A 20,406-nucleotide genomic window follows, 5' to 3' on the forward strand; every position below is an offset into this window, starting at 1 on the left:
GAGCGATTTCGGTTCCGTCCGGACAATCACGTGCGGCCCCCTTTGCCCGCAGCCGCGGCGATATTCCTGGGCAAGGCATTAGGCCGACACGGGATCATCGCCAAATTGTCCGCCTAATCGTGTACTAAATGCGCCCGAGAAGGACCAGGATAATAACGATCAGCAGCACGAGACCGAGGCCGCCGCCACCATAATAGCCGGTGCCGTAGAACGGTCCACCACCCAAACCGCTGAACCCGCCAAGCAAGATAAGGATCAAAATGATGATGAGTATGGTGCCGAGGCTCATGGTGGTTCTCCCATTCTTGCGCTGTCGCGCCAAACAAAGGCCACGTCCATGCGCCTGTTGATGACGGTATGAACGCCCGGAAGCGGATTCCTGTTCCACCGCAAGTAGCATCGCTGTCGCTCGTCTGGCGGGAAAAGCCGGTAGGCTGACGAGAAAGCCCGCCGGCCGGGAGCCCGCGGGCGACAGGCTTTCTCAGCCTCGGATCGCCTGGAGGAACGGCGATCACAGCAAAAATGCCTGACGCAGTCGGAAGTTGCGGCGGTAGGCCAAAGAACGCCACAGCCACTCTACCGTCCTTTGTTTGCCGGCCGGGTGCCGCCGCCCTTCTTTTCGGGGTCATGAGTATGGTGGCTGTCGCGTTCGCCTCCGCCGCCGGAGATCTTGCTGCGGCTGCGCAGATCGGAATCGGCTGGCGGCTTTTCTATCACCAGCGGCTCCTTGGCATTTTCGTGCGATGCGCCAGGACCGCCATGGCGGATGCTGGCGCGGGTCTTCTTCGACGTGGACATGAAATCACCTAGCGGTCCTGCTGATAGCCTTGATGGGTCGTATTGACCTTCGTGTTGCCCTGCTGGCCCTGTTTGTCAGGATTTGGGGCGGAATGGCTGTGCTGCGTCTGGTCGACAGGAACCGACTTCTTGTCGCCCGGACCCTTTGGGCTCTGGTTCTCTGTCGGAACGGGTGGTGGTTTTGTGCTCATGACCGTCTCCTTTCACTAGCCAAAACAAGCAGGCCCCCGGGAAGGTTCCTGATCCGAACCGGGCGAGGGGCAAACTCCTGACATTGCCAATTCCGGCCTTGTCGGCGCGTCGCAGCGCAATAATCTTCTGTTAGGGCGTGGGCACTTCCACCTGTTGAAAGGAGCCGACCATGAAACACCAAACACTCGACCAACTGCAGACAGTTGCGAAAGTTGAGCCCTCGGCGACATACCCGACCATGACTCGGGCGCAGCGGATCGAGCGTTGGGCAGAGCTTCTCGAACAAAATCCACGGCGTTGCCTCGGAGCCCTTTCAGGCACCGAATATCTCAGTCCTGAAGCTCGTGACGTAGCGCGTGGCGCGGGGTCGCCGATCACCGTTGCCTATGAGGATCCGGTGCTGCGCGCCATGGGTCTGAAAGATGATACCTACGGTGAGGCAAAGCGCTTCTTCGAGCTAAGTGACTGGCAGTTGCACAACATCGTCTGTCACTGCCACGTGGGTGCTACGATGCAAGCGCGATGGGCTGCCGCCAGAGTCCGCCGGACGATTACCGGGAACAGACTTCTGGCCTGGCTGAGGGCAAGGTTTGTGCATTGAGGCCAGCCCAGAACGGTGACGACAAGTCTTGATCGTTCTCGGTAGCGGCTGGCCGGCAAAAGGCTGGTGGCATCGCCGGCGCCGCAGTGTTGATTGAGCCGACGCCTTGCATTCAGGGCGGCCGGACGAAGGCTCATGGCCGGGTCCCTTGTCGGAGGGGCAGGAAGCTCGATTCATGTGAACACGGCCCGCGCCCCTGATCCATGCCACCACAGATGCATCGTTGGCGGAATCTCGTCCCTGTGACATGCCCGCAATCGCGTCGGGGAACCTTTCTGGAGGCACATGGTTGGAATGTGCGGCTGAAAGAATCCGGGCCTGTGCCAAGGAGGTTCGCCATGAAGCTTCGCGAGTTGATGGACCAAGTGAAGGATCTGCCCCCGGATACCCTCGTCTGTGCCGCCGAGATTGACGAGGCCTTTGCGGCCAACATTGCCGGCATAGAAACAGTAGAAGGTGCCCGGATCGAAAGCCGGAAACCGGACGGCACCGAAGCTGTCGAACTCGCCAACGGGAACGACAGGGTTGTCGTAATCCGCTGGTGAACCGCTGGCTCATGCCGGAGCGGTCGCATGCTTGATCACTGAACGCTGGAGGAGTCGCAGGCCATGTTACCGGTATTGAACAAAAGACTTTGCGCCGGCCTGATCGCCGGAACTGGGCCGGCGGCGTTGCTCCGCTCGCAGCTCAGGAAATCCCAAACGACTTCACGGCGATCGTGCGCGAGAAAATTCCAGCCGTGGTCGCAATAACGACCAAACAGATCATCCAGGACCAGGCGACGCTGGGCGACTTTCTTAGTCCTTTCGGCAGTCCCGGCCTCGGACCGGCGCAACCGCAGGTGCGAGAGGCCCTTGGTTCCGGCTTTGTGATCAGCCCCGAGGGGTACATCGTCACCAACAACCATGTCGTTGCCGATGCAAGCGAAATTCATGTCGTATTCTCCGACAAGGAGACGTTGCCTGCGCAGCTCGTCGGCCGCGATCCGGCAACCGACCTCGCGGTGCTGAAGATCGACCCGCGGTCCAACGTGACAACGACCGCCTGGGGTGACTCCGATGCAGTACAACCCGGCGCATGGACGATCGCTATCGGCAGTCCGTTCGGGCTCGGTGGGACCGTTACCGTCGGCGTGCTTTCGGCCCGTTCGCGCGACATCAATGCCGGTCCTTACGACGATTTTCTCCAGACCGACGCCTCAATCAATCGCGGCAATTCCGGCGGCCCCCTGTTCAATGCGCGCGGCGAAGTGATCGGGGTCAATACGGCCATCGTATCTCCCACAGGTGGCAGCATAGGGATTGGCTTTGCGGTACCATCCCGCACCGCCCGGAACGTCGTCGACCAGTTGATCCGCACTGGCCGGATCGAGCGCGGTTTCATCGGGGTGCGTCTCCAGGAGATCACCCCGTCGATTGCTGAGGCGCTTGGAATACCCGGCAGCAAGGGAGCGCTGGTAGGCTCGGTCGAACCCGGCAGTCCGGCAGAGCAGGCAGGCATACAGGCGGGAGACGTGATTACACGCTTTAACGGCAAGGACATCCAGAGCGTCCATGATCTGACGCTCGCGGCTGCGAGCCAAAAGCCGGGAACAAAAACGACGCTGACACGGAACCGCGGAGGCAGCAACAGGAAATAGCTCTGACCATCGGACAACGCAACGATGAGGAGCAACAGACCAGCGCCGTTCCGAAGTCGGAAACGGCCGACACGCGTCTTGGATTGTCGCTCAGCCCAATCCCGGATGAGGCACGCCAGCAGCTCGGACTCCAGCCGGATACTACAGGCGTGTTCGTCCAGGAAGTGGCTCCAAACAGCCTCGCCGCCGAAAACGGCGTTCAGCCTGGCGATGTGATCGTCTCGGCCAACAACCGGGATGTGACACAGCCGTCGGACATCCAAGAGGAGTGGGCGAAATCCCGCCAGCTGAACAAGCCGATGTTGTTCCGCATCAGCAGGCAAGGGCAATCTCTTTTCGTTGCCGTGGCCACGGCCAAATCTTGACGGGCCAAATCTTGACGGGCCAAATCTTGACGGGCCAACTCTTGACGGGAACGCGTTAAGTTTGGCGAACGTAAACTTGGCCGAATAGATCACCCGCCTTCGCGAGAGGCGGCCTTTAGGGACGGGAACAACAGCCGACCAAGGCCGTTTCGTCCAATGAGTTTCATTCAACCTGTTGAAAGGAGGCTTCGATGAGCGCCACCGGACTCGACGTATTTGACAAGACGCTGCAGACAACAAACATCTGGCTCGACGAGATCATGACCGAGATTGGACCGGATCGGCAGGTCGCATGGCATGTGCTTGGAGCGGTGCTCCACGCCTTGCGAGACCGCATGCAGCCGGATCTTGCCGCCCACCTGGGCTCGCAGCTGCCGATCCTCGTGCGCGGCGCCTACTACGACCAATATCAGCCCTCCAAGACTCCCGAGAAGTTGCGGTCGCTCGACGAGTTCCTGGCCAAAATCAAGGCGGAGCTGGAATTCACCCGACCGGTCGATTCCAAGGATGCATTCAGGGTCGTATCCCAGGTTCTCGCTCACCATGTGGGAGAGGGGCAGATGATCAAGGTTTGGGAATCCTTGCCAGCAGAAATCAGGCGCGTCGCGGAAGCTCAGCAAGCGGCGTGAAATAGCGCCAGATATAGCTGGCTGTAGCGCTTGTTCTTGGGGAGATGGAAATGCCACTCACCCTTATCAGTCCTGCGTTCCCGGCGGGCGGGAAAATCCCTGAAAGGTATTCCCGCGACGGTCAGAACGTCTCACCACCGCTAAAATGGTCCGGTGTTCCGGACGGTACCAAGAGCCTTGTTCTTGTCGTGCAGGATCCCGACGCGCCGAGCGGGGTTTTCGGGCACTGGGCGGTGTTCAATATCCCGCCTGATGCCGGCGAACTTGCCGAGGCGCAAGACGGCAAGCCAGGCCCGTCGGCACTCAGGCAAGGCACCAACGATTTCGGCAATGCCTATTACGATGGCCCGCAGCCGCCGGTGGGACATGGCGTCCATCATTATCATTTCCGGCTGGCCGCGCTCGACGTGCCGAGCCTCAGTGTGCCGGGACAGGCGGGCGTGCAACTCGTCTGGAAGGAAGCCCAGAAGCATGCGCTGGAGCAGACCGAGTTGGTCGGAACCTACGCACGGTAACGCCGGCCCGTGCCTGTCGCCTCCGTTTATAGTGCGGCCGGAGCAAGCGGGTTTCTAGCCGGGCCGTGGATGACCGAACCGTCGGCGGCGAAAATCGAGCCATGGCAGGGACAATCCCAGGTGTTGTCCGCGTTGTTCCAGGTCACGGTGCAGCCCTTGTGGGTGCATGTCGCCGAAACCGGGTGGAGCACCCCTTCAGCGTCTCGCCACGCCGCGATCTTTTCGTCGCCCCTGACGATCACACCGCCCATGCCGGGCACGATGTCGTCGAGGCTTGAGACAATCGATTGGCTGCGGCCATTCTTGTGAAAGTCCTCGGGATAAGGCCGCGCCGGATCATAGAGCTTTTGCAATGGGCTCGGCCGCGCGCAGATCAGATCCGCGATCATCATGCCTGCGGCCGTTCCATTGGTGATGCCCCAGGCGTTGAATCCCGTGGCGATATGAAACCCGGAGGCCTTGGCCGGATCGGGTTCGCCGGCATATGGAACCCTGTCGGCCGTATCATAGTCCTCATTGCACCAGCGCCACGCAACGTCCCCAACGGGAAGGCTCATTCTTGCCCATTGTTCCAGCTCGACGAACCGTTTCGCCACATCGCCGTCCTGGCCCGTGTCGAACTTGGGGCCGAGTGCGACAAGCAGCGGGCCTTCGGCGTCGCGGCCGGAGCGGATGGAATGCGTCGGATCGTCGATGCCGATGAACATGCCGTCGACAGCAAGAGGGTAATCGATCCGAAACGCCATGGCAGTGTGGCAGCGCGGCTGGGTCCGGTTCGCCATGCCGACGGGGCTCTTCACCGTCATGTTGGTGGCGACGACCACATGCTCGGCGTGAACGGTGCCGCTGTCGGTAACGACGCGCCAGCGGCTTGCCTCGCCGATCGAGATCGCGCGGCTGTTTTCGAAAATCCGTCCGCCACGGGCCGTCACTGCTTGAGCCAGGCCAACCAGATACATCGCCGGATTGAACTGCGCCTGGTCGGAAAAACGCAGAGCGGCGGCCGTTTCGAAAGGCAGCGGCGCGCGCTCCAAAACATCGGCGTCCAGCCCAACCTGGCGCGCGGCCTCCGCCTCGGCCACGATCTCCGCGCGCCGGCTTGCATCGCAGGTGTAGGTATAGGCGTCCTTGGCCTCGAGATCGCAGGCGATGGCGTGGTCGCGAACCCATTCCCGGATCTGGATGGCGCCGGCGGAATTCGCATCGGCATAGGTCTGCGCCAGGTCCCGCCCGAACGTGTCGATGAGATGGCGATAGATCAGCGCGTGCTGCGTCGTGATCTTGGCCGTCGAGCGGCCGGTCACCTGGCCGCCTGTCCGCAGGCCTTCGATGACGATCACCGACCGACCGGCCTCGCAAAGGCGAAGCGCCGTCGTGAGCCCGACAATCCCGGCGCCCACGACAACGGCATCGGCATGGATCGAGCCCTCGAGCGGGGGATAGTTCGTAGCGGTGGCTGCCGCCACCCAACAGCTTCCCGGTTTTCCCGAAAGAATGGCCATTTCACCGGCGTCCCATGCGTTCGATGCATCTCCATCGACAACCCGCGCCGGCGCGAAAAAGTTCCGAGATCTACGGTCTTCAATCGTGGTTTCTTTGGAACTTCAGCAGATGATCGGGGCAGTCGAACGCAGCAACGGACGTGAATTGGTATAGGCAGATGCCATTACTGTTAGGCCGGCGGCCGAAGACTGCGCCGTTACGGCCTGTGGCGAAGGTCACCTGCGCGCGCCCGGCAAAGCCTGAAGAATGGTTCGAGCCACCCGCATCCAGTATTTTGGCGATAAAACAATTCGTACCTTGTTTTTCCCCATTGCAATTGCCAACCATGGAAATGGATTGATTCGGAGCTTGTCTATGCGTGGACTGCAAGTGGCCCTGGCTGCGGTGATCTTGGGCATTTCAGTCAGTTCTGGACTCGCCGATGACAATTCTCCCTTTATCTATTTTGCGACCCAGGACCCTTTCGCAGACGGTTTGCCGACCAAGAATGATGTTTATGTCTTTGGTGGCGTCTTTGCGCACGGGGCCTTCGGCGACGCGATCAATGTTTTGGGTGCCGACTACACGGACAACTATATAATCGGAGCTGCATACGGTCGCGATTTCGTCGATATCGGCGCTGGCTTCGTTCTTGGTGGCGTCGCCGGCGCGGCCATACGATTTGGCGAGGACGATGATACGACTGGCGAACTTTGGGCCGGAGCGCGACTGCGCCACCACGGCCTGGTCATTGGTGATTTGGCGATTGCGCCCGCACTGACTGCTGGATTCAGTGCCGTTACCGGCCCTACCGAGATCGAGCGCGAACGCGAAGTCGTCCACGATGGCGATGCATCATTCCTCGGCTTCGTTGGTGCGGAGCTTTCGTTCAGAGTGAGGCAGGCTCCCAACGTCGAACTCGTCTACCAACTCCACCATAGATCCGGCGCCGATGGTACGTTTGGAGATATGACAGAGGGTTCCAATGCGAACGCCCTTGGAATCCGTTATCGCTTCTAACGCTCGGTGCTGTAGACCTTTTTACAGGCGCCTACGCACCCACCCAGTTGGCTCGTGCTGAGGACGGCGACACTCCCGTGAGAGTCGGCACGATGAACCACTGAAAATCTCAAGGCGGTGTCGCCCTATAGCGCCGGGTCACCCTCAGGCTACATCCTTCAGCGTGTCCAGCGGCCCTTTCAATGCAGACCTGGGCTGGATCAACTCTGGCGCGATCAGGAAGGTCTGCGGTGCCGTCGGCGGTTCATCGATCAGCTCGAATGCCTTCGTGATCATCGCCTCAACATTCTGCCGCACCATGATTACGGGGAAGGGCAGGAAGGAGCCGAAGGGGTCATAGTCGTAGCAACCGACGACGAGTTCGCTGAACATTTCCGCCGGCCGGCCGGCCATGAAACGCAGCAGACCTTCCATATTGATCGACGAATTGATGAACAGCGCGCGCGGCAGCTTGCCACGGCATTGGTAAAACGCCTCGAAGGCACGCAAAGTTATATCAGGCGAATACCCGGAGGACTGCACACCATCGTCAGGGTCGGCGCCCAGCAGCGCCTTCTTGGTCGCATGGAAAGCGGCGATGCGTTCGCGGCTGGCGTGGTCGTTGCGGCCGCCAAACAGAAACAGCTCGTCCGGCCGCAGAGGATCGTCGTTGGCGAAGTGGCGGATGATTGCTTCCGTCAGCATCCGCGCGCCCTGATAATTGTCGCTGATCACCGAATGCGCCTTCGCTCCCGGCAGGTCGATGTTGATATGCCTCAGCCCCGCCAGTTCGCAGACCTCGTGCACGCCATCGGGATCGGTGGCGCCGACGATGAAGAGCTGGTCGATTGAATAGGAGATCAGCGTCTCCGCGGTCCGCCGTTCCTCTTCGGGGTCGCGGCTGGCGCTAACCACGACCGGGCATTGGCCGCGGCTGCGCACATGCCCCTCAAACGTCTGCGCCATGGAGGAGAAGTAGCGATTGTCGTGGACGGGCAGCATCAGGCCGACCAGGCCCGATCGCGAGCGTCGCAAGCCTCGCGCTTGCAGATTGGTGGTGTATTGGTGGAGTTCGGCGAGACCGAGAATTGTGTGCGCCGTACTTTCCTTGATGCGGCGCTTGCGCCAAGTGCCGTTCAGGACGGCACTCACGGTCGACGGCGAACTGCCCGACAGCACGGACAGGTCATAGATCGTCGCCTTCTTCTTGACCCGCTGATCCATCTGGCGCCTCCGGCGCGTCTATTTAGAGCAATATCCCGCTTGACGAGAGCTTCTCGATGCACAATAGTTTCTGCACCATCGATTGTGCAAGCGAAAACCGGTGGATGATCGATGGGGAAGTGCCCCGTCTCTTTCGGGGAGGTTTCTAACGGCCGCCGTCGTTCGACGGCTCGAGTGTGTTCCCACTAGGAACGTTATGGGAGGAGTACAGATGAAAAAGCTCTTGATCGCGGCGCTTGCCGCGACCCTTATGATTGGCGGATCATTCGCTGCGATGGCACAGCAGGCCGGCAAGGTCGGCGTCGTCGTCAAGATCGGCGGCATTCCGTGGTTCAACGCAATGGAGGCGGGTATCAAGGAGCGCGGCGAGAAGCTCGGGATCGACGCATTCATGGTCGGCCCGACCAGCGCTGATCCAGCACTGCAAGTTCGCGCCATCGAGGATCTGATCGCGCAGGGCGTCAAGGTCATCGGCGTCGTGCCGAATGATGCGAAAGTGCTTGAACCAGTCCTGCAGAAGGCCAAGGACGCCGGCATCATCGTCATCACACATGAATCGCCTGGCCAGAAGGGCGCCGACTGGGATTTCGAACTCGCGTCCGCCACCGGCTTCGGCGAGGCTCACGCCAAGCTCCTGGCGGAGAAGATGGGCGGCAAGGGTGAGTATGCAGTGTTCGTCGGCTCGTTGACGGTGCCGCTGCACAATGCCTGGGCCGATGCGGCAATCGAGTATCTGAAGAAGAATAATCCCGACATGAAACTCGTCGGCGAACGTTATGGCGTCGCCGAGGATGTAGACAAGAGCCGCAGCACTGCGCTTGACCTGATCTCCGCAAATCCCGGCTTGAAGGGCTTCCTCGCCTTCGGCAGCCAAGGCCCGATCGGCGCTGGCCGCGCAATCGAAGAGCGCCGGAAGGTGGGCGAAATTTTCGTGCTCGGACCATTCTCGCCGGGCCAGGGCCGGAAGCTCATCAAAAACGACGCAATCTCCGGCGGCTTCATGTGGAATCCGAAGCAGGCGGGCGAGGTTTTCGTCACGCTGGCCGACCATCTCATGAAGGGCAAAGAGATCAAGGATGGCGATACGATCGAAGGGCTAGGGACAGTTAAGCCCGACTTCGAAAACCGTAACATCATCGTTGATCAACTGGTCCCCATCAACAAGGACACTGTCGACGATCTCGCGGCGATGGGCCTGTAAAGCCTCCCAAGGCTAATGGCAGTCGGGCCCGGCCTCGATCCGGCCCGGCTGCAGGATTGCAAACGCGATTGGATCCAGGTTTCGACTCGATGGCTGATCAGGCACTCGATGCCGCCGCACCACGGCCGCTGCTGTCGCTCCGCAACGTCAATATGACGTTCGGCGGCGTGAAGGCGCTGAAGAATGTCAGTTTTGAGGTGCTGCCGGGCGAGGTGCATTGTCTTGCCGGCGAGAACGGCTCCGGCAAGAGCACGCTGATCAAGGTCATTACAGGCGTGTACAAGCCCGAGGCGGGTGCCGAAATCGATTATGATGGCCAGAGCTACTCCCATATGTCGCCGGTTACGGCGCAGGCCAGCGGAATTCAGGTCATCTGGCAGGATCTCGCCCTGTTTCCCGAGATGACTGTCGCCGAGAATATCGCGTTCCAGACCGTCATCGGCCGCTGGCCGCGGCTGGTGAACTATGCCGAGATGCGTCGTGTCGCGATCAACGCCTTGCAACGTCTTGGTGTTACCTTCGATGTCGATCAAGCACTCCACCACTTTCCCATCGCACAGCGGCAGATCGTAGCAATCGCCCGCGCCCTCGTCGGTGAGGCCAAGCTCGTCTTCATGGACGAGCCGACGGCGTCGCTCACCCAATCCGAAACCGACTATCTGCTGGACGTTGTGCGCAATCTGTCGGCGTCGGGCGTCGCCGTTGTGTTCGTCAGTCATCGCCTGGCGGAGGTTCTTGAAATCTCCACCCGCGTCACCGTGCTGCGCGACGGCGCCCTGGTTGGCGTCTATCCAACCAAAGGCCTGACCCAGTCGCGCATCACCGAGTTGATGACGGGCAAGACCTTCGACTATTCCGTCCTGCATCGGGATTTGAGCAGGAGCCCGGTCATGCTTGAGGTCAAGGGACTGTCGCGGCCCGGCGAATTCGACGACGTGTCCTTGACAGTCCGGCGCGGCGAGACGCTCGGCATCACCGGGTTGCTCGGGGCAGGGCGCACCGAATTGGCGCTGACATTGTTTGGCATGCGCAAGCCGAAATCGGGCTCTGTCGTCCTGGATGGCAAACCCGTCCGCTTCGGTTCCAACCGTGACGCGATCGCCGCCGGCGTCGCCTATCTTTCGGAAGACCGGCTGTCGCTCGGTCTCATTCAGCCCCAGGCAATCGCCGACAACATGGTCATCGCCTCGCTGGACAAGATCCTTTCAGGCGGTTTCATTTCGAGCGATCGCAAGCGATCTCTGGTCAATCGCTGGATAAGGGATCTCGGGGTCAGGATCGGAAAGCAGGACGACGCGATCTCGACCCTGTCAGGGGGAAATCAGCAACGTGTCGCCATTGCAAAATGGCTCGCGACCGACCCGAAGCTGCTTATCCTCGACGCACCGACGGTCGGCGTCGATGTCGGCGCCCGCGCCGGCATTTTCGACATCGTTTCCAAGCTGGCGGACAGCGGCCTGGCCATTATCCTGATCTCGGACGAGGTGCCTGAAGTCTATTTCAACGCGGACCGTGTGCTGCACATGGCTCAGGGGCGCATTGTCGGCGAATTTACGCCGGGCGCTACGACCCTCCAGGCGATCGAGGGGGCGGTCTATGCGTAGGTTTGCCCGCTCCCACGCAACGGAACTGGCTTTGCTCGCCGTTATCGCAGGCATCTGCGTCTTCCTTTCGTTCGCGACAGACCGTTTCTTCACCCTCGGCAACGCGTTTGACCTTCTGAACACCAGCTCGGTCAACATCATCTTCGCCGTCGGCCTGCTGGTCGTGCTGATCGCCGGCGGCATTGACATTTCCTTCGCGGTTGCTGCCTCCGTTGTGCAATATCTGACCGCGACCGTCCTCGGCTGGATCGGCGGCGGGAATTGGATTGTCGGCTTCATCATCGCTGGCGCATTGGGCGTCGCGTTGGGCTGCATCAACGCCTTCCTGATCCACGGGTTCAGGATCATCTCGATCGTCGCCACGATTTCGACTTTCAACATTTTCTTCGGCTTGCTGATGTTTTACACAGGCGGCGTGTCGATCTACAACCTGCCGGACTGGCTCACCACCCGCGTCGTGCTGTTCGAGCGAGAGATGGCTGACGGGACCTGGGCGGAGATCACCCTGCCTGTGCTCATTATGGCCATATGCGTGTTCGCTACCTGGGCGTTGATCACGCGCACCACCACTGGCCGCCAACTCTACGCATTTGGCGACAACCCGGAGGGCGCGCGCCGCTTCGGCATCAATATCGGTGCCATGCAATTTATCGCCTTCGGCTGGCTTGGCCTGATGGCGGGTATCGCCGGTCTCGTCCAGGCGCACTACGCGCAGGAGGTTGTGCCGAATGCCCTTTATGGGCGCGAACTCGACGTCCTGGCAGCGGTGGTCCTTGGCGGTGCGCGGCTCGGCGGCGGCAAGGGCAGCGTGCTCGGCTGCATTCTGGGCGTTCTGTTGGTCTCGATTACCCAGAACGGACTTAATTTGATGGGCGTGTCGCCTTTCGCGTTCAAGATGATCGTCGGCGCCATCATTCTTGCCGCAATCACGCTTTCGAATACCAGCATCGAACGCCTGCTGCCGTTCCTGAAAAGCCGACGGGTGCCTTCATGACGGTTTTGATTGAACGCGTCCGCAACGCGCTCGGCCCCGAACTTGCAGGTCCGTTTGCCGCGTTCGTAGCTGTCATGATCGTGTTCGGTTTTGCCGCGCCGAACTTTCTTTCCCGCGCTACCTTTGGATCCGTTGCCTTCCAGCTGCCGGAACTCGGCCTCCTCACACTCGCCATGCTGCTGCCGATCCTGACCGGCGGCCTGAACCTGGCCATCACCTTCACGGCCAACATGGCCGGCTTGACGCTGGCTTGGGTACTGCAAAGCCAGGGAGGCGTCGAAGCGGGCGTCGGCGCCTTTGTGCTTGGCTCGGTCCTTGCCATCGCGGTCGGCGCACTGAGCGGGCTGATCATGGGGCTCGTCATCGCCTACACCAAGGCTCACCCGATCCTGGTCTCGCTGTCGATGATGATCTTCCTGCGCGGTCTCGGCGAATTCCTGACGCGCGGCGGCGACGTGTCCGGCATTCCCGGCTTCCTGGCGCCGATCGGCTACGGTTCGATTTTTGGCATCCCGGTGCCGTTGCTCATCTTCATCGCTTGCGTGCTGATGTGGCACGTCTTGCTGACGCGCATGAAGCTAGGCTTCAACACCTACATGATAGGCTCCAATATCGAGGCCACACGCTATTCCGGTATCAATACGCGCAAGGTGCAGGTTCTCGTCTACACATTGTCCGGCGCGATGTGCGCGGTCGCCGGCATCATCATGCTGGCGCGCTTCAATTCGGTGCGTGTCGGCCACGGCGAGTCTTACCTGCTGATCACCGTGCTTGCCTGCTTCCTTGGCGGGGTCAATCCGTTCGGCGGCTTCGGTCGGGTGATCCCGGTCTTCGTTGCGCTCGTCGTGCTCCAGCTTCTGTCCTCGGGACTCAATCTGATGGGCGCAAGCCAGCATCTTGCGACGGCAGTCTGGGGCATCCTGATGATCACGGTGATGATCCTGCGCTGGCTTGCCGGGCGCTTCAAATTCCTGAACACAAACAGAGGGTGAGTCAGATGCATGGTTTTGGGGTCCACACCTCGATGTGGACGATGAACTGGGACCGGGCCGGCGCGGAGAAGGCGATCACGGCTTCCGTCAAATACGGGATGGACTTTATCGAGATCGCGCTTCTGAACGCGCCGGCGGTCGATGCCGCGCACACACGCGCCTTGCTCGAAAAGCACAATCTTCCTGCCGTTTGCTCGCTTGGCCTGCCGGAGCGCGCCTGGGCCTCGGTGCGGCCGGATGCCGCCATCGAACATCTCGAAGTGGCGATCGACAAGACTGCTGAAATGGGCGCGCTGGCGCTTTCCGGCGTGATTTTTGGCGGTATCGGCGAACGCACCGGCCTGCCACCGACCGAAAAGGAATACGACAATATCGCCCACGTGCTGACCGTCGCCGCCAAGCACGCCAAGAAGCGCGGCATCGAGCTCGGAATCGAGGCGGTGAACCGCTACGAGAACCATTTGATCAACACCGGCGCGCAGGCCGTCTGGATGGTCGAGAAAGTCGGGGCCGACAACATTTTTGTTCATCTCGACACCTACCACATGAACATCGAGGAGAAAGGGGCAGCCAACGGCATTCTGGCTGCCCGGGACCACCTGAAGTACATCCACTTGTCTGAGAGTGATCGCGGCACACCAGGCACCGGCAACTGCCCCTGGGACGAGATTTACGCGACGCTGGCGGCGATCGGCTTCAAGGGCGGACTGGCCATGGAAAGCTTCATCAACATGCCGCCGGAAGTCTCCTACGGCCTCTCGGTCTGGCGGCCGGTTGCGAAGGACGAGGCCGAAGTGATGGGCAATGGCTTGCCGTTCCTGCGCAACAAGGCTCGCCAATACGGTCTGATCTGAGACGATGGGTGACGGGCAGAAGGCGGACGGCGCAAGGATCGCCGTCTTCGATGTCGGCAAGACCAACATAAAGCTCTCCGCAATGACGCTTGACGGCGTGCTCGTGGAGAGCCTCTCTGTCCACAACGAAGTGCGGCCCGGTCCACCTTGGCGGCAGCACGATCTCAACGGCATTACCGACACTCTGTTCGGCTCGCTCGCCACTTTGTGCCGACACCATCCGCTGGAAAAGGTGGTCGGCACCGGACATGGCTCCGCAGGGGTCTTGGTGAACGCAGATCCCGACGAGACTTGTGCCCTGCCGATGATTGACTACGAGCAGGATCTGCCGCCTGCAATTCGCGAGGGCTACGTGCCGCTTTCGGGCGATTTTTTCGATCGCGGCAGCGCGATCATGCTAAAGGCCGCTCACCAGGCGCGTCAGCTGTACTGGATGCAGCAGGTTGATCCGGAGCGCGTCGCTCAGGCTCGTTGGTATCTGGGCTTGCCTCAATATTGGGCCTGGCGGCTGTCAGGCGTGCCATCGGCCGAAACGACGATCCTCTCGGCACAATCCCATCTGTGGAACAATGTGCGCAAGCAGTGGTCGCCCATTGTGGCGGGGCAGGGATGGCAGCGCCTCATGCCACCATTCCATCCGGCCTGGGAGAGGCTGGGGCCAATACGGCACGATCTGGCGCGCCGGCACGGCATACCGGAAGAGCTGTCTGTCCTGACAGGCGGCCACGACAGCAGCCTGAACCTCTACCGCTACCAGGCGGCAGGCATGCGCGACGCCTGCGTGATTTCTACCGGAACCTGGATTGTCGGAATGTGCGCGGCGACACCTCTCGACCAACTCGATGAAAATCGCGGAATGGTGCTGAACAGCGACGTGACAGGACGCCCGGTCGGCGGCGTTTTGACCATGGGCGGACGTGAGTTCAGTCATGTAGCAGGGCAGGGGCAAGAAGGAACTGCGGCCGACGCTGCGCTGGTCAGCTTGCTGATTGAGCGCGGCACTTTCGCATTGCCGTCGTTCGGCGACGATGACGGCCTGTTTCCAGGCAGCGCTGGGCTCGGCCGGTTTGAAGGGCCGCCTGCAGAACCCCCTGCAGAGCGCAAGGCGCTCGCGGTGCTCTACGCCGCGCTGCTGACGGTAGAATGTATCGATGCGCTGAACGAAACCGGGCTGGTTGCATTGGATGGCACCTTCCTGCGAGACCCGCTCTACGCCACGCTGGTTGCGGCGCTGCGGCCAAACGCCGAAACGGTCTACAACCTCGACTCCTATGGCACCGCCTCGGGTGCGGCGCTACTTGGCGAACACGAAACGCGTGACACGCCGGCTCCGATCGCGCTCAGCCTGCCGACTGCCTTTGCCGGCGATCGTGAGACGCTCGCAGCCTATGCACAGCGGTGGCGCGACCTGGCGAAGCGAAACAACCTGCAACGGGCCAAGACCAGCAAAAGGAACGATCGATGACTGATGACAGCGCTCTGCGCCGCGAGATGGTGGATGCTTGCCGCCGGATGAACTCAAGCGGCATCAACCAGGGCAATGCCGGCAATTTGTCGGTGCGCTCTAGCGACGGTTTCCTGATCACGCCCTCGTCGCTGCCCTACGAAACGATGACGCCCGAAGACATCGTCGAGATGGGTTTTGACGGCACCTATGTCGGCCGACGGCCCTCCTCGGAGTGGCGCTTCCACCGTGACATTTTGAGGGAGCGGCAGGAGATCGACGTCGTGCTGCATTGCCACTCGCTCTACGCCACGACGCTGGCCTGCCATCACAAGACGATCCCGAGCTTCCACTATATGACGGGAGTGGCGGGCGGCACCACCATCCGCTGCGCGGAATACGCAACCTTTGGCACGCAGGCCTTGTCCGACAATGCCTTGGTTGCACTCAAGGATCGCCTCGCCTGCCTGCTCGGCCAGCACGGCCAGATTTCGCTCGGCAAGACCATGGAGGCCGCCTTGTGGCTGGCGAACGAGGTCGAAACCCTGTCGCGCATGTATGTCCAGGCGCTTAGCCTTGGCGAGCCGCCGGTCCTTTCCGACGAGGAGATGGCGCGGGTGATCGAGCAGATGAAGAAGATGAGCTATGGCCAGGCGCCGGATCCGGAGGGAACGAACGATTTGGCGCGGCCGCGCGACGCTGCGGTCTAGCGCTGCTCCGGCAGATTTTAGTGAAGAGGTCTGTTTTCGCGCTGGGTGGCAGGTGAAGACTGAGATGTCCTCCTTACGGCAAACGGTGAATCAAATCGTTCAGCAAAAGCAGCGAGGCGCCGGCGAACACGGCCGCAGCCGCGTCGTCCAGCATGATGCCGAGTCCACCCCTTACCTTGTCATGCACGACGCCGATGGGCCAAGGCTTGACGACGTCGAAAAACCGGAAAGCAAGGAAACCTGCTGCCCACCAGACCGGGTCGAGCGGCAGCATGGAAAGCGTTGCGGCGGTGCCGAAGGTCTCGTCAATGACGACGATCTGCGGATCCTCCGTCCTGGTATGGGCGACGACATGCGACGACGCCCATACTCCCACGGCGAATAAGCCTATATAGGCGAGCACGATCAGCCAAGGCGATGCAGGTATCAGGACCGCGGCAACAGCCACTCCGACGCCCGCGCCGGCGGTGCCTGGCCATACCGGAGATAATCCCGCGCCGGCAGAGGTCGCGAGCAGGTAAGCAAGCCTGGGCAGAAATTTACGCATGGCGTTTCGCACGGCCGACAGGGTGAATTGCGAATATGCGTTGTATCAGTCTTCCGGTTACTTCCGCTAACGCAGGTCGCGCAAAAGCATGCCCTCGGGCCCGACCCAGGGCCCAACCCGATAGTGCGCAGCGGTTTTGCGACAACGACGTGCGTAAAAACAAGAACTAAAGCGCCTCGCATGAATCCATTCAGCCGCGACGCTTTAGACCGCCACTCGATTTGCGACAGCGGACACAGACGGACATTGCGCTGACCACCTCGATCGGCGCCGACGGGCTGGAACGAACCCTCAATTTGCCGGTTAAACGTCGACATCGTCAGAGGAGCCAAGTCATCATGATCGCCGGTCTCATGAAACGCCGTATCGACCCGCTATGGGAGCACGCCGCCTCTCCGCTGATCGGGATCGGCATGACCCCGAATCAGGTTACGTCAGGCGGGCTGGTGCTCGTCGCCCTGTCGTGCGCCGCCTATCTGTACCACCAGTCAAGCCTTGCCTTTGGCCTTTGCCTGGCGTTTGCCTTCACCTTCGACGCGCTCGACGGGGCGGTTGCTCGCCGCAGACATATGAGCACCAAGGCGGGTGGCTATTTCGACGCCATGGCCGACCGTTATCAGGAATTCGCCGTGTTTGCGGCAATAGGCTGGGTCGCCGATATGTGGGCAATCGCCATGATCGCGTTCGCCGGCGGACTCCTCACCAGCTACGCCAAGGCGCGGACGGCGATCGAAATCCCCATAGAAAACCAGGCATGGCCGGATTTCTTCGAACGGATGGAACGCCTGGTGTTCATTTGCGTGCTGTTGGTCGCCGACGGATTGGCGACCGCCATGGGCGCCGCTTCGCCCTGGATTCTGACGGGCGGGTTCGCGCTGTACGCACTCGTGGCCAACGCAACAGCGCTGCAACGGATCAATCGCGCATTTGCGATGCTCAAACGAGCCGACGCGAAGCAGCCGTGAGACGGCGAAATCCCATAAGGATGAGGCGCTCCCTGCGTGCCTGTTGTCCGCACCCCTCGTTAGACCGTTTCGAGCCGGCTGAACCGAACCGGGATAATTTTGCGGGTCTTCAGTTGTCCTGCCGAATCCTTGTCGATGACCGTCAGCAACTGCCCTTGTTCAGGGCCTACAGGCATAACCAGGCGGCCCCCCGGCTTGAGCTGCTCGAGCAAAGCCGGCGGCGCTCGCCCCGCCGCGACGCTGACCAGGATCTTGTCGAATGGGGCGTGCTCTGGCCAGCCGCGAGACCCGTCCCCGACACGAATGCTGACATTGGACAGGCCGAGGTCCTGCAGCAGAGCCTCGGCATGGCTTGCGAATTCCTCGATGATTTCGACGCTCCAAACGTGCCCGGCGAGTTCCGCGAGGATTGCGGTCTGGTAGCCCAGGCCGGTGCCGATCTCGAGCACCGCCTCGTGCGGTTGGAGCGCAATGAGATCGGTCATGAGCGCGACGATGAACGGCTGCGAGACGGTTTTGTCGAAGCCGATCGGCAATGGCATGTCCTGGTAGGCATAAGGCGCGACCGAGCTTGGCACGAAGAGATGGCGCGGCACCCGCTGCATCGCTGCCATCACCCGTTCATCGAGCGCCGCCTTGCCGAGTTCCTCGCTTGTAAGGTCGGTATGGATTGCAATCATCTCGACCATGTGCCTGCGCAGCACTGCGAGGTGCTCTTCGTTCATTGGCTTCATGACCGTCGGGCTTTCTTCAACCAGGCTTGCTGCCAGATACGCTTATATCCTGTTCGTCACAGCAACGCCCGTCATCGTTTCCAGTTGCGGGTGGCCCACGGCGACCGGAGGTAATTTTGGCGTTGCGTCTGGTCGATATCGGCGGCGGCCCTGGAGATCCGATGCCATGCCGCTATATCTGTATGTCCTAAAGCGCGTCGTGTTTGACCGGCCTCATGCGACGCGCTTTAGTTTGTTGTTTATGCATGTCGTTATCGCAAAACCGCTGCACACTTTTGCGCGACATGCATCAGATCGCGGGTGATCGCCGCCCATGTACATCACGTCGGTGGAAAAATGGATACGCAAGCGTTCAGAGATTCGATTGCGAAATCACAGCCGCCCGCCGGCTTGAGTCCTGCCCTGCAGGCGCTGTGGTGGGATGCAAAGGGCGATTGGGAAAAGGCGCACGAGCGTGCGCAACTGCGCGACGATATGGCCGGTATGCGCGTGCATGCCTACCTGCATCGCAAGGAAGGCGATCAATCCAATGCGGAGTATTGGTATCGTCGCTGCGACGCCGCGCCGTCGACGTTGACGCTTGATGAGGAATGGCAAGAGTTGGCGCGGGAACTTTTGGAGCAAAGCTGACGGCTTCCGCACGAAAAGTCTGGCTCTGGCCGCGATCCGTCGTCGTAACGCAGGTTTTCCCACGATGCTGCTGCCTATCGACGATTCTGGGCTTGCAGGCCTAGGCGAGGGCAGGGGCTGCACTAGCTCCTGACTTTATCGGCAAGCGACACGGCGAGCTCGCCATCTGCGGCTCGGCCGCCGCAGTGGCGCGAAAAGAATACGTGGATCGCTCGCTGTGCAAGTTGAAACGCGCGATGTGAGGAGTTCGCCATGTTTCGTACGATTGCGTCGGCGCTGTTCGCCGCGCTGCTCTGCTCGGTGGCCGCGCGTGCCGCCTCGGAGGAGGTCCGCTACTATCCCGTTCCAGAGGGCGCCGGCCCGTACGATGTCGCTCCGGCGCCGGATGGCTCCGTATGGTACACCGCCCAGGGACAGGGCGCGCTTGGGCGGCTCGATCCTGATACAGGCGCCGTCAGGCACATCACCCTTGGCGACGGCTCGGCGCCGCACGGCGTGATCGTCGGTCCCGACGGCGCCGCCTGGGTGACCGACGGCGGCCTCAACGCCATCGTGCGCGTTGAAGCCGAAACGGAAGCGGTGAAGGCGTTTCCGCTCCCGGAGGAGCACGGCTACGCGAACCTCAACACCGGCTCCTTCGACAAGCACGGCAGGCTCTGGTTCACCGGGCAGGAGGGCATTTACGGCAGGCTCGATCCGGCGAGCGGCAAGGTCGACGTCTGGAACGCCCCGCGCGGTCGCGGCGCCTACGGGATCACGACCACGCCGTCCGGTGAGGTCTACTACGCCTCGCTCGCCGGCAACCATATCGCCAGGATCGATGTCTCGACCGGCGAGGCTTCCCCGATCGACCCGCCGACCGCGGATCAGGGCGCCCGCCGCGTCTGGTCGGATTCCAAAGGCCGCATCTGGGTCAGCGAATGGAACGCCGGCCAGGTTAGCGTCTTCGATTCGGCCGCAAATGATTGGCGCAGCTGGAAGCTGCCCGGAGACGAGCCCCAGGCCTATGCCGTTTATGTCGATGAACGCGACACGGTCTGGCTCACCGATTTCAGCGCGAACGCCATCGTCCGCTTCGACCCGGAAACGCAGACCTTCGCGAGCTTCCCGTCCGACCGCGACAACGCCAACGTGCGCCAGCTCAACGGGCGCTCCGGCGAGGTATGGGGTGCGGAGTCCGGTACCGACCGCCTTGTCTTGATCGAGACCGAAACGGGCGAATAAAGCAAAAGAGGTCTAATGCATGTCGCGCAAAAGTGTGCAGCGGTTTTGCGATAACGACATGCA

Annotated in this window: 24 protein-coding genes; 17 read left to right on the forward strand and 7 right to left on the reverse strand. The window is 61.2% G+C overall.

Annotated features, from left to right (window positions below; genetic code table 11):
- Positions 1–124: 124 nt before the first annotated feature.
- The 3 genes from AC0L28_RS02210 to AC0L28_RS02220 form a co-directional block, all read right to left on the reverse strand.
- The gene (locus tag AC0L28_RS02210) at positions 125–289 is read right to left on the reverse strand and encodes a DUF3309 family protein (RefSeq protein WP_023799553.1); all 165 of its coding nucleotides are present in this window, start codon (positions 287–289) and stop codon (positions 125–127) included.
- Between the two features lie 287 nt (positions 290–576).
- A complete protein-coding gene (locus tag AC0L28_RS02215) occupies positions 577–798 on the reverse strand; it encodes a hypothetical protein (protein ID WP_023799552.1) in 222 nt (73 codons plus the stop codon).
- Between the two features lie 8 nt (positions 799–806).
- Positions 807–989 carry a hypothetical protein gene (locus AC0L28_RS02220; protein ID WP_128172175.1) on the reverse strand — a complete coding sequence of 61 codons (183 nt, stop codon included), beginning with the start codon at positions 987–989 and terminating at the stop codon, positions 807–809.
- Between the two features lie 170 nt (positions 990–1,159).
- Here AC0L28_RS02220 and AC0L28_RS02225 point away from each other — a divergent pair, with 170 nt between their 5' ends.
- The 6 genes from AC0L28_RS02225 (at position 1,160) to AC0L28_RS02250 (ending at position 4,739) form a co-directional block, all read left to right on the forward strand.
- On the forward strand, positions 1,160–1,591 hold the full coding sequence (locus AC0L28_RS02225; RefSeq protein WP_023799551.1) for a hypothetical protein: 432 nt from the start codon (positions 1,160–1,162) through the stop codon (positions 1,589–1,591).
- A gap of 338 nt (positions 1,592–1,929) precedes the next feature.
- Positions 1,930–2,136, forward strand: coding sequence for a hypothetical protein (locus tag AC0L28_RS02230; RefSeq protein ID WP_023799550.1), 207 nt, complete (start codon positions 1,930–1,932; stop codon positions 2,134–2,136).
- A gap of 89 nt (positions 2,137–2,225) precedes the next feature.
- Positions 2,226–3,230: a trypsin-like peptidase domain-containing protein gene (locus tag AC0L28_RS02235; protein WP_473475267.1), complete on the forward strand. Its 1,005-nt coding sequence runs from the start codon at positions 2,226–2,228 to the stop codon at positions 3,228–3,230.
- Between the two features lie 83 nt (positions 3,231–3,313).
- Positions 3,314–3,595, forward strand: coding sequence for a PDZ domain-containing protein (locus AC0L28_RS02240; RefSeq protein ID WP_473475269.1), 282 nt, complete (start codon positions 3,314–3,316; stop codon positions 3,593–3,595).
- A 191-nt stretch (positions 3,596–3,786) separates the two neighbouring features.
- Positions 3,787–4,224: a DUF2267 domain-containing protein gene (locus AC0L28_RS02245; protein ID WP_473475271.1), complete on the forward strand. Its 438-nt coding sequence runs from the start codon at positions 3,787–3,789 to the stop codon at positions 4,222–4,224.
- Positions 4,225–4,274: 50 nt separating this feature from the next.
- The gene (locus AC0L28_RS02250; protein WP_128180141.1) at positions 4,275–4,739 is read left to right on the forward strand and encodes a YbhB/YbcL family Raf kinase inhibitor-like protein; all 465 of its coding nucleotides are present in this window, start codon (positions 4,275–4,277) and stop codon (positions 4,737–4,739) included.
- A gap of 26 nt (positions 4,740–4,765) precedes the next feature.
- On the opposite strand, the gene AC0L28_RS02255 is transcribed toward AC0L28_RS02250, so the two are convergent.
- Positions 4,766–6,241, reverse strand: coding sequence for an FAD-dependent oxidoreductase (locus AC0L28_RS02255; protein ID WP_473475273.1), 1,476 nt, complete (start codon positions 6,239–6,241; stop codon positions 4,766–4,768).
- 247 nt (positions 6,242–6,488) lie between these two features.
- On the opposite strand from AC0L28_RS02255, the gene AC0L28_RS02260 reads away from it, so the two are divergent.
- The gene (locus AC0L28_RS02260) at positions 6,489–7,241 is read left to right on the forward strand and encodes a hypothetical protein (RefSeq protein ID WP_473475275.1); all 753 of its coding nucleotides are present in this window, start codon (positions 6,489–6,491) and stop codon (positions 7,239–7,241) included.
- Between the two features lie 144 nt (positions 7,242–7,385).
- Here the strand turns inward: AC0L28_RS02260 and AC0L28_RS02265 are convergent, their stop codons facing one another.
- Positions 7,386–8,444, reverse strand: a complete 1,059-nt coding sequence (locus AC0L28_RS02265; RefSeq protein WP_473475277.1) for a LacI family DNA-binding transcriptional regulator — start codon at positions 8,442–8,444, stop codon at positions 7,386–7,388.
- A 211-nt stretch (positions 8,445–8,655) separates the two neighbouring features.
- Between AC0L28_RS02265 and AC0L28_RS02270 the strand changes: the two genes are divergently transcribed.
- From AC0L28_RS02270 to AC0L28_RS02300, 7 genes are all read left to right on the forward strand, one after another.
- Positions 8,656–9,645 (forward strand): substrate-binding domain-containing protein, encoded by a 990-nt coding sequence (locus AC0L28_RS02270; protein WP_473475279.1) that lies wholly within the window; start codon positions 8,656–8,658, stop codon positions 9,643–9,645.
- Positions 9,646–9,734: 89 nt separating this feature from the next.
- Entirely contained in the window at positions 9,735–11,249 is a 1,515-nt protein-coding gene (locus AC0L28_RS02275) for a sugar ABC transporter ATP-binding protein (RefSeq protein WP_473475281.1), read from the forward strand.
- Positions 11,242–12,243 (forward strand): ABC transporter permease, encoded by a 1,002-nt coding sequence (locus tag AC0L28_RS02280; RefSeq protein WP_473475283.1) that lies wholly within the window; start codon positions 11,242–11,244, stop codon positions 12,241–12,243. The genes AC0L28_RS02275 and AC0L28_RS02280 overlap by 8 nt, the downstream gene beginning before the upstream one ends.
- Positions 12,240–13,235, forward strand: a complete 996-nt coding sequence (locus AC0L28_RS02285) for an ABC transporter permease (RefSeq protein ID WP_473475284.1) — start codon at positions 12,240–12,242, stop codon at positions 13,233–13,235. Before AC0L28_RS02280 ends, AC0L28_RS02285 begins: the two co-directional genes overlap by 4 nt.
- A gap of 5 nt (positions 13,236–13,240) precedes the next feature.
- A complete protein-coding gene (locus tag AC0L28_RS02290; RefSeq protein WP_419696439.1) occupies positions 13,241–14,089 on the forward strand; it encodes a sugar phosphate isomerase/epimerase family protein in 849 nt (282 codons plus the stop codon).
- A 4-nt stretch (positions 14,090–14,093) separates the two neighbouring features.
- Positions 14,094–15,554, forward strand: a complete 1,461-nt coding sequence (locus AC0L28_RS02295; protein ID WP_128245287.1) for an FGGY family carbohydrate kinase — start codon at positions 14,094–14,096, stop codon at positions 15,552–15,554.
- The gene (locus tag AC0L28_RS02300) at positions 15,551–16,243 is read left to right on the forward strand and encodes a class II aldolase/adducin family protein (protein WP_023799535.1); all 693 of its coding nucleotides are present in this window, start codon (positions 15,551–15,553) and stop codon (positions 16,241–16,243) included. Before AC0L28_RS02295 ends, AC0L28_RS02300 begins: the two co-directional genes overlap by 4 nt.
- Before the next feature lie 73 nt (positions 16,244–16,316).
- Here the strand turns inward: AC0L28_RS02300 and AC0L28_RS02305 are convergent, their stop codons facing one another.
- Positions 16,317–16,790, reverse strand: a complete 474-nt coding sequence (locus AC0L28_RS02305; protein ID WP_036262393.1) for a phosphatidylglycerophosphatase A family protein — start codon at positions 16,788–16,790, stop codon at positions 16,317–16,319.
- A 413-nt stretch (positions 16,791–17,203) separates the two neighbouring features.
- On the opposite strand from AC0L28_RS02305, the gene AC0L28_RS02310 reads away from it, so the two are divergent.
- Positions 17,204–17,755, forward strand: coding sequence for a CDP-alcohol phosphatidyltransferase family protein (locus AC0L28_RS02310; protein WP_473475404.1), 552 nt, complete (start codon positions 17,204–17,206; stop codon positions 17,753–17,755).
- 59 nt (positions 17,756–17,814) lie between these two features.
- Here the strand turns inward: AC0L28_RS02310 and AC0L28_RS02315 are convergent, their stop codons facing one another.
- A complete protein-coding gene (locus AC0L28_RS02315; protein ID WP_473475287.1) occupies positions 17,815–18,489 on the reverse strand; it encodes a protein-L-isoaspartate(D-aspartate) O-methyltransferase in 675 nt (224 codons plus the stop codon).
- 336 nt (positions 18,490–18,825) lie between these two features.
- Here AC0L28_RS02315 and AC0L28_RS02320 point away from each other — a divergent pair, with 336 nt between their 5' ends.
- Both AC0L28_RS02320 and AC0L28_RS02325 read left to right on the forward strand, forming a co-directional pair.
- A complete protein-coding gene (locus AC0L28_RS02320; protein WP_023799531.1) occupies positions 18,826–19,119 on the forward strand; it encodes a hypothetical protein in 294 nt (97 codons plus the stop codon).
- A gap of 252 nt (positions 19,120–19,371) precedes the next feature.
- The gene (locus tag AC0L28_RS02325) at positions 19,372–20,343 is read left to right on the forward strand and encodes a Vgb family protein (RefSeq protein WP_473475289.1); all 972 of its coding nucleotides are present in this window, start codon (positions 19,372–19,374) and stop codon (positions 20,341–20,343) included.
- Positions 20,344–20,406: the final 63 nt, after the last annotated feature.

The organism is Mesorhizobium sp. WSM4847 (assembly GCF_055811335.1).

Bases quoted from the DNA above. Each gene is read 5' to 3' on its own strand.
- AC0L28_RS02220 (WP_128172175.1), bottom strand. From the start codon at position 989: ATGAGCACAAAACCACCACCCGTTCCGACAGAGAACCAGAGCCCAAAG.
- AC0L28_RS02305 (WP_036262393.1), bottom strand. From the start codon at position 16,790: ATGCGTAAATTTCTGCCCAGGCTTGCTTACCTGCTCGCGACCTCTGCC.
- AC0L28_RS02325 (WP_473475289.1), top strand. From the start codon at position 19,372: ATGTTTCGTACGATTGCGTCGGCGCTGTTCGCCGCGCTGCTCTGCTCG.
- AC0L28_RS02210 (WP_023799553.1), bottom strand. From the start codon at position 289: ATGAGCCTCGGCACCATACTCATCATCATTTTGATCCTTATCTTGCTT.
- AC0L28_RS02245 (WP_473475271.1), top strand. From the start codon at position 3,787: ATGAGCGCCACCGGACTCGACGTATTTGACAAGACGCTGCAGACAACA.
- AC0L28_RS02280 (WP_473475283.1), top strand. From the start codon at position 11,242: ATGCGTAGGTTTGCCCGCTCCCACGCAACGGAACTGGCTTTGCTCGCC.
- AC0L28_RS02295 (WP_128245287.1), top strand. From the start codon at position 14,094: ATGGGTGACGGGCAGAAGGCGGACGGCGCAAGGATCGCCGTCTTCGAT.
- AC0L28_RS02275 (WP_473475281.1), top strand. From the start codon at position 9,735: ATGGCTGATCAGGCACTCGATGCCGCCGCACCACGGCCGCTGCTGTCG.
- AC0L28_RS02260 (WP_473475275.1), top strand. From the start codon at position 6,489: ATGGTTCGAGCCACCCGCATCCAGTATTTTGGCGATAAAACAATTCGT.
- AC0L28_RS02290 (WP_419696439.1), top strand. From the start codon at position 13,241: ATGCATGGTTTTGGGGTCCACACCTCGATGTGGACGATGAACTGGGAC.
- AC0L28_RS02320 (WP_023799531.1), top strand. From the start codon at position 18,826: ATGGATACGCAAGCGTTCAGAGATTCGATTGCGAAATCACAGCCGCCC.
- AC0L28_RS02265 (WP_473475277.1), bottom strand. From the start codon at position 8,444: ATGGATCAGCGGGTCAAGAAGAAGGCGACGATCTATGACCTGTCCGTG.
- AC0L28_RS02315 (WP_473475287.1), bottom strand. From the start codon at position 18,489: ATGAAGCCAATGAACGAAGAGCACCTCGCAGTGCTGCGCAGGCACATG.
- AC0L28_RS02285 (WP_473475284.1), top strand. From the start codon at position 12,240: ATGACGGTTTTGATTGAACGCGTCCGCAACGCGCTCGGCCCCGAACTT.
- AC0L28_RS02225 (WP_023799551.1), top strand. From the start codon at position 1,160: ATGAAACACCAAACACTCGACCAACTGCAGACAGTTGCGAAAGTTGAG.
- AC0L28_RS02300 (WP_023799535.1), top strand. From the start codon at position 15,551: ATGACTGATGACAGCGCTCTGCGCCGCGAGATGGTGGATGCTTGCCGC.
- AC0L28_RS02255 (WP_473475273.1), bottom strand. From the start codon at position 6,241: ATGGCCATTCTTTCGGGAAAACCGGGAAGCTGTTGGGTGGCGGCAGCC.
- AC0L28_RS02250 (WP_128180141.1), top strand. From the start codon at position 4,275: ATGCCACTCACCCTTATCAGTCCTGCGTTCCCGGCGGGCGGGAAAATC.
- AC0L28_RS02230 (WP_023799550.1), top strand. From the start codon at position 1,930: ATGAAGCTTCGCGAGTTGATGGACCAAGTGAAGGATCTGCCCCCGGAT.
- AC0L28_RS02310 (WP_473475404.1), top strand. From the start codon at position 17,204: ATGACCCCGAATCAGGTTACGTCAGGCGGGCTGGTGCTCGTCGCCCTG.
- AC0L28_RS02270 (WP_473475279.1), top strand. From the start codon at position 8,656: ATGAAAAAGCTCTTGATCGCGGCGCTTGCCGCGACCCTTATGATTGGC.
- AC0L28_RS02215 (WP_023799552.1), bottom strand. From the start codon at position 798: ATGTCCACGTCGAAGAAGACCCGCGCCAGCATCCGCCATGGCGGTCCT.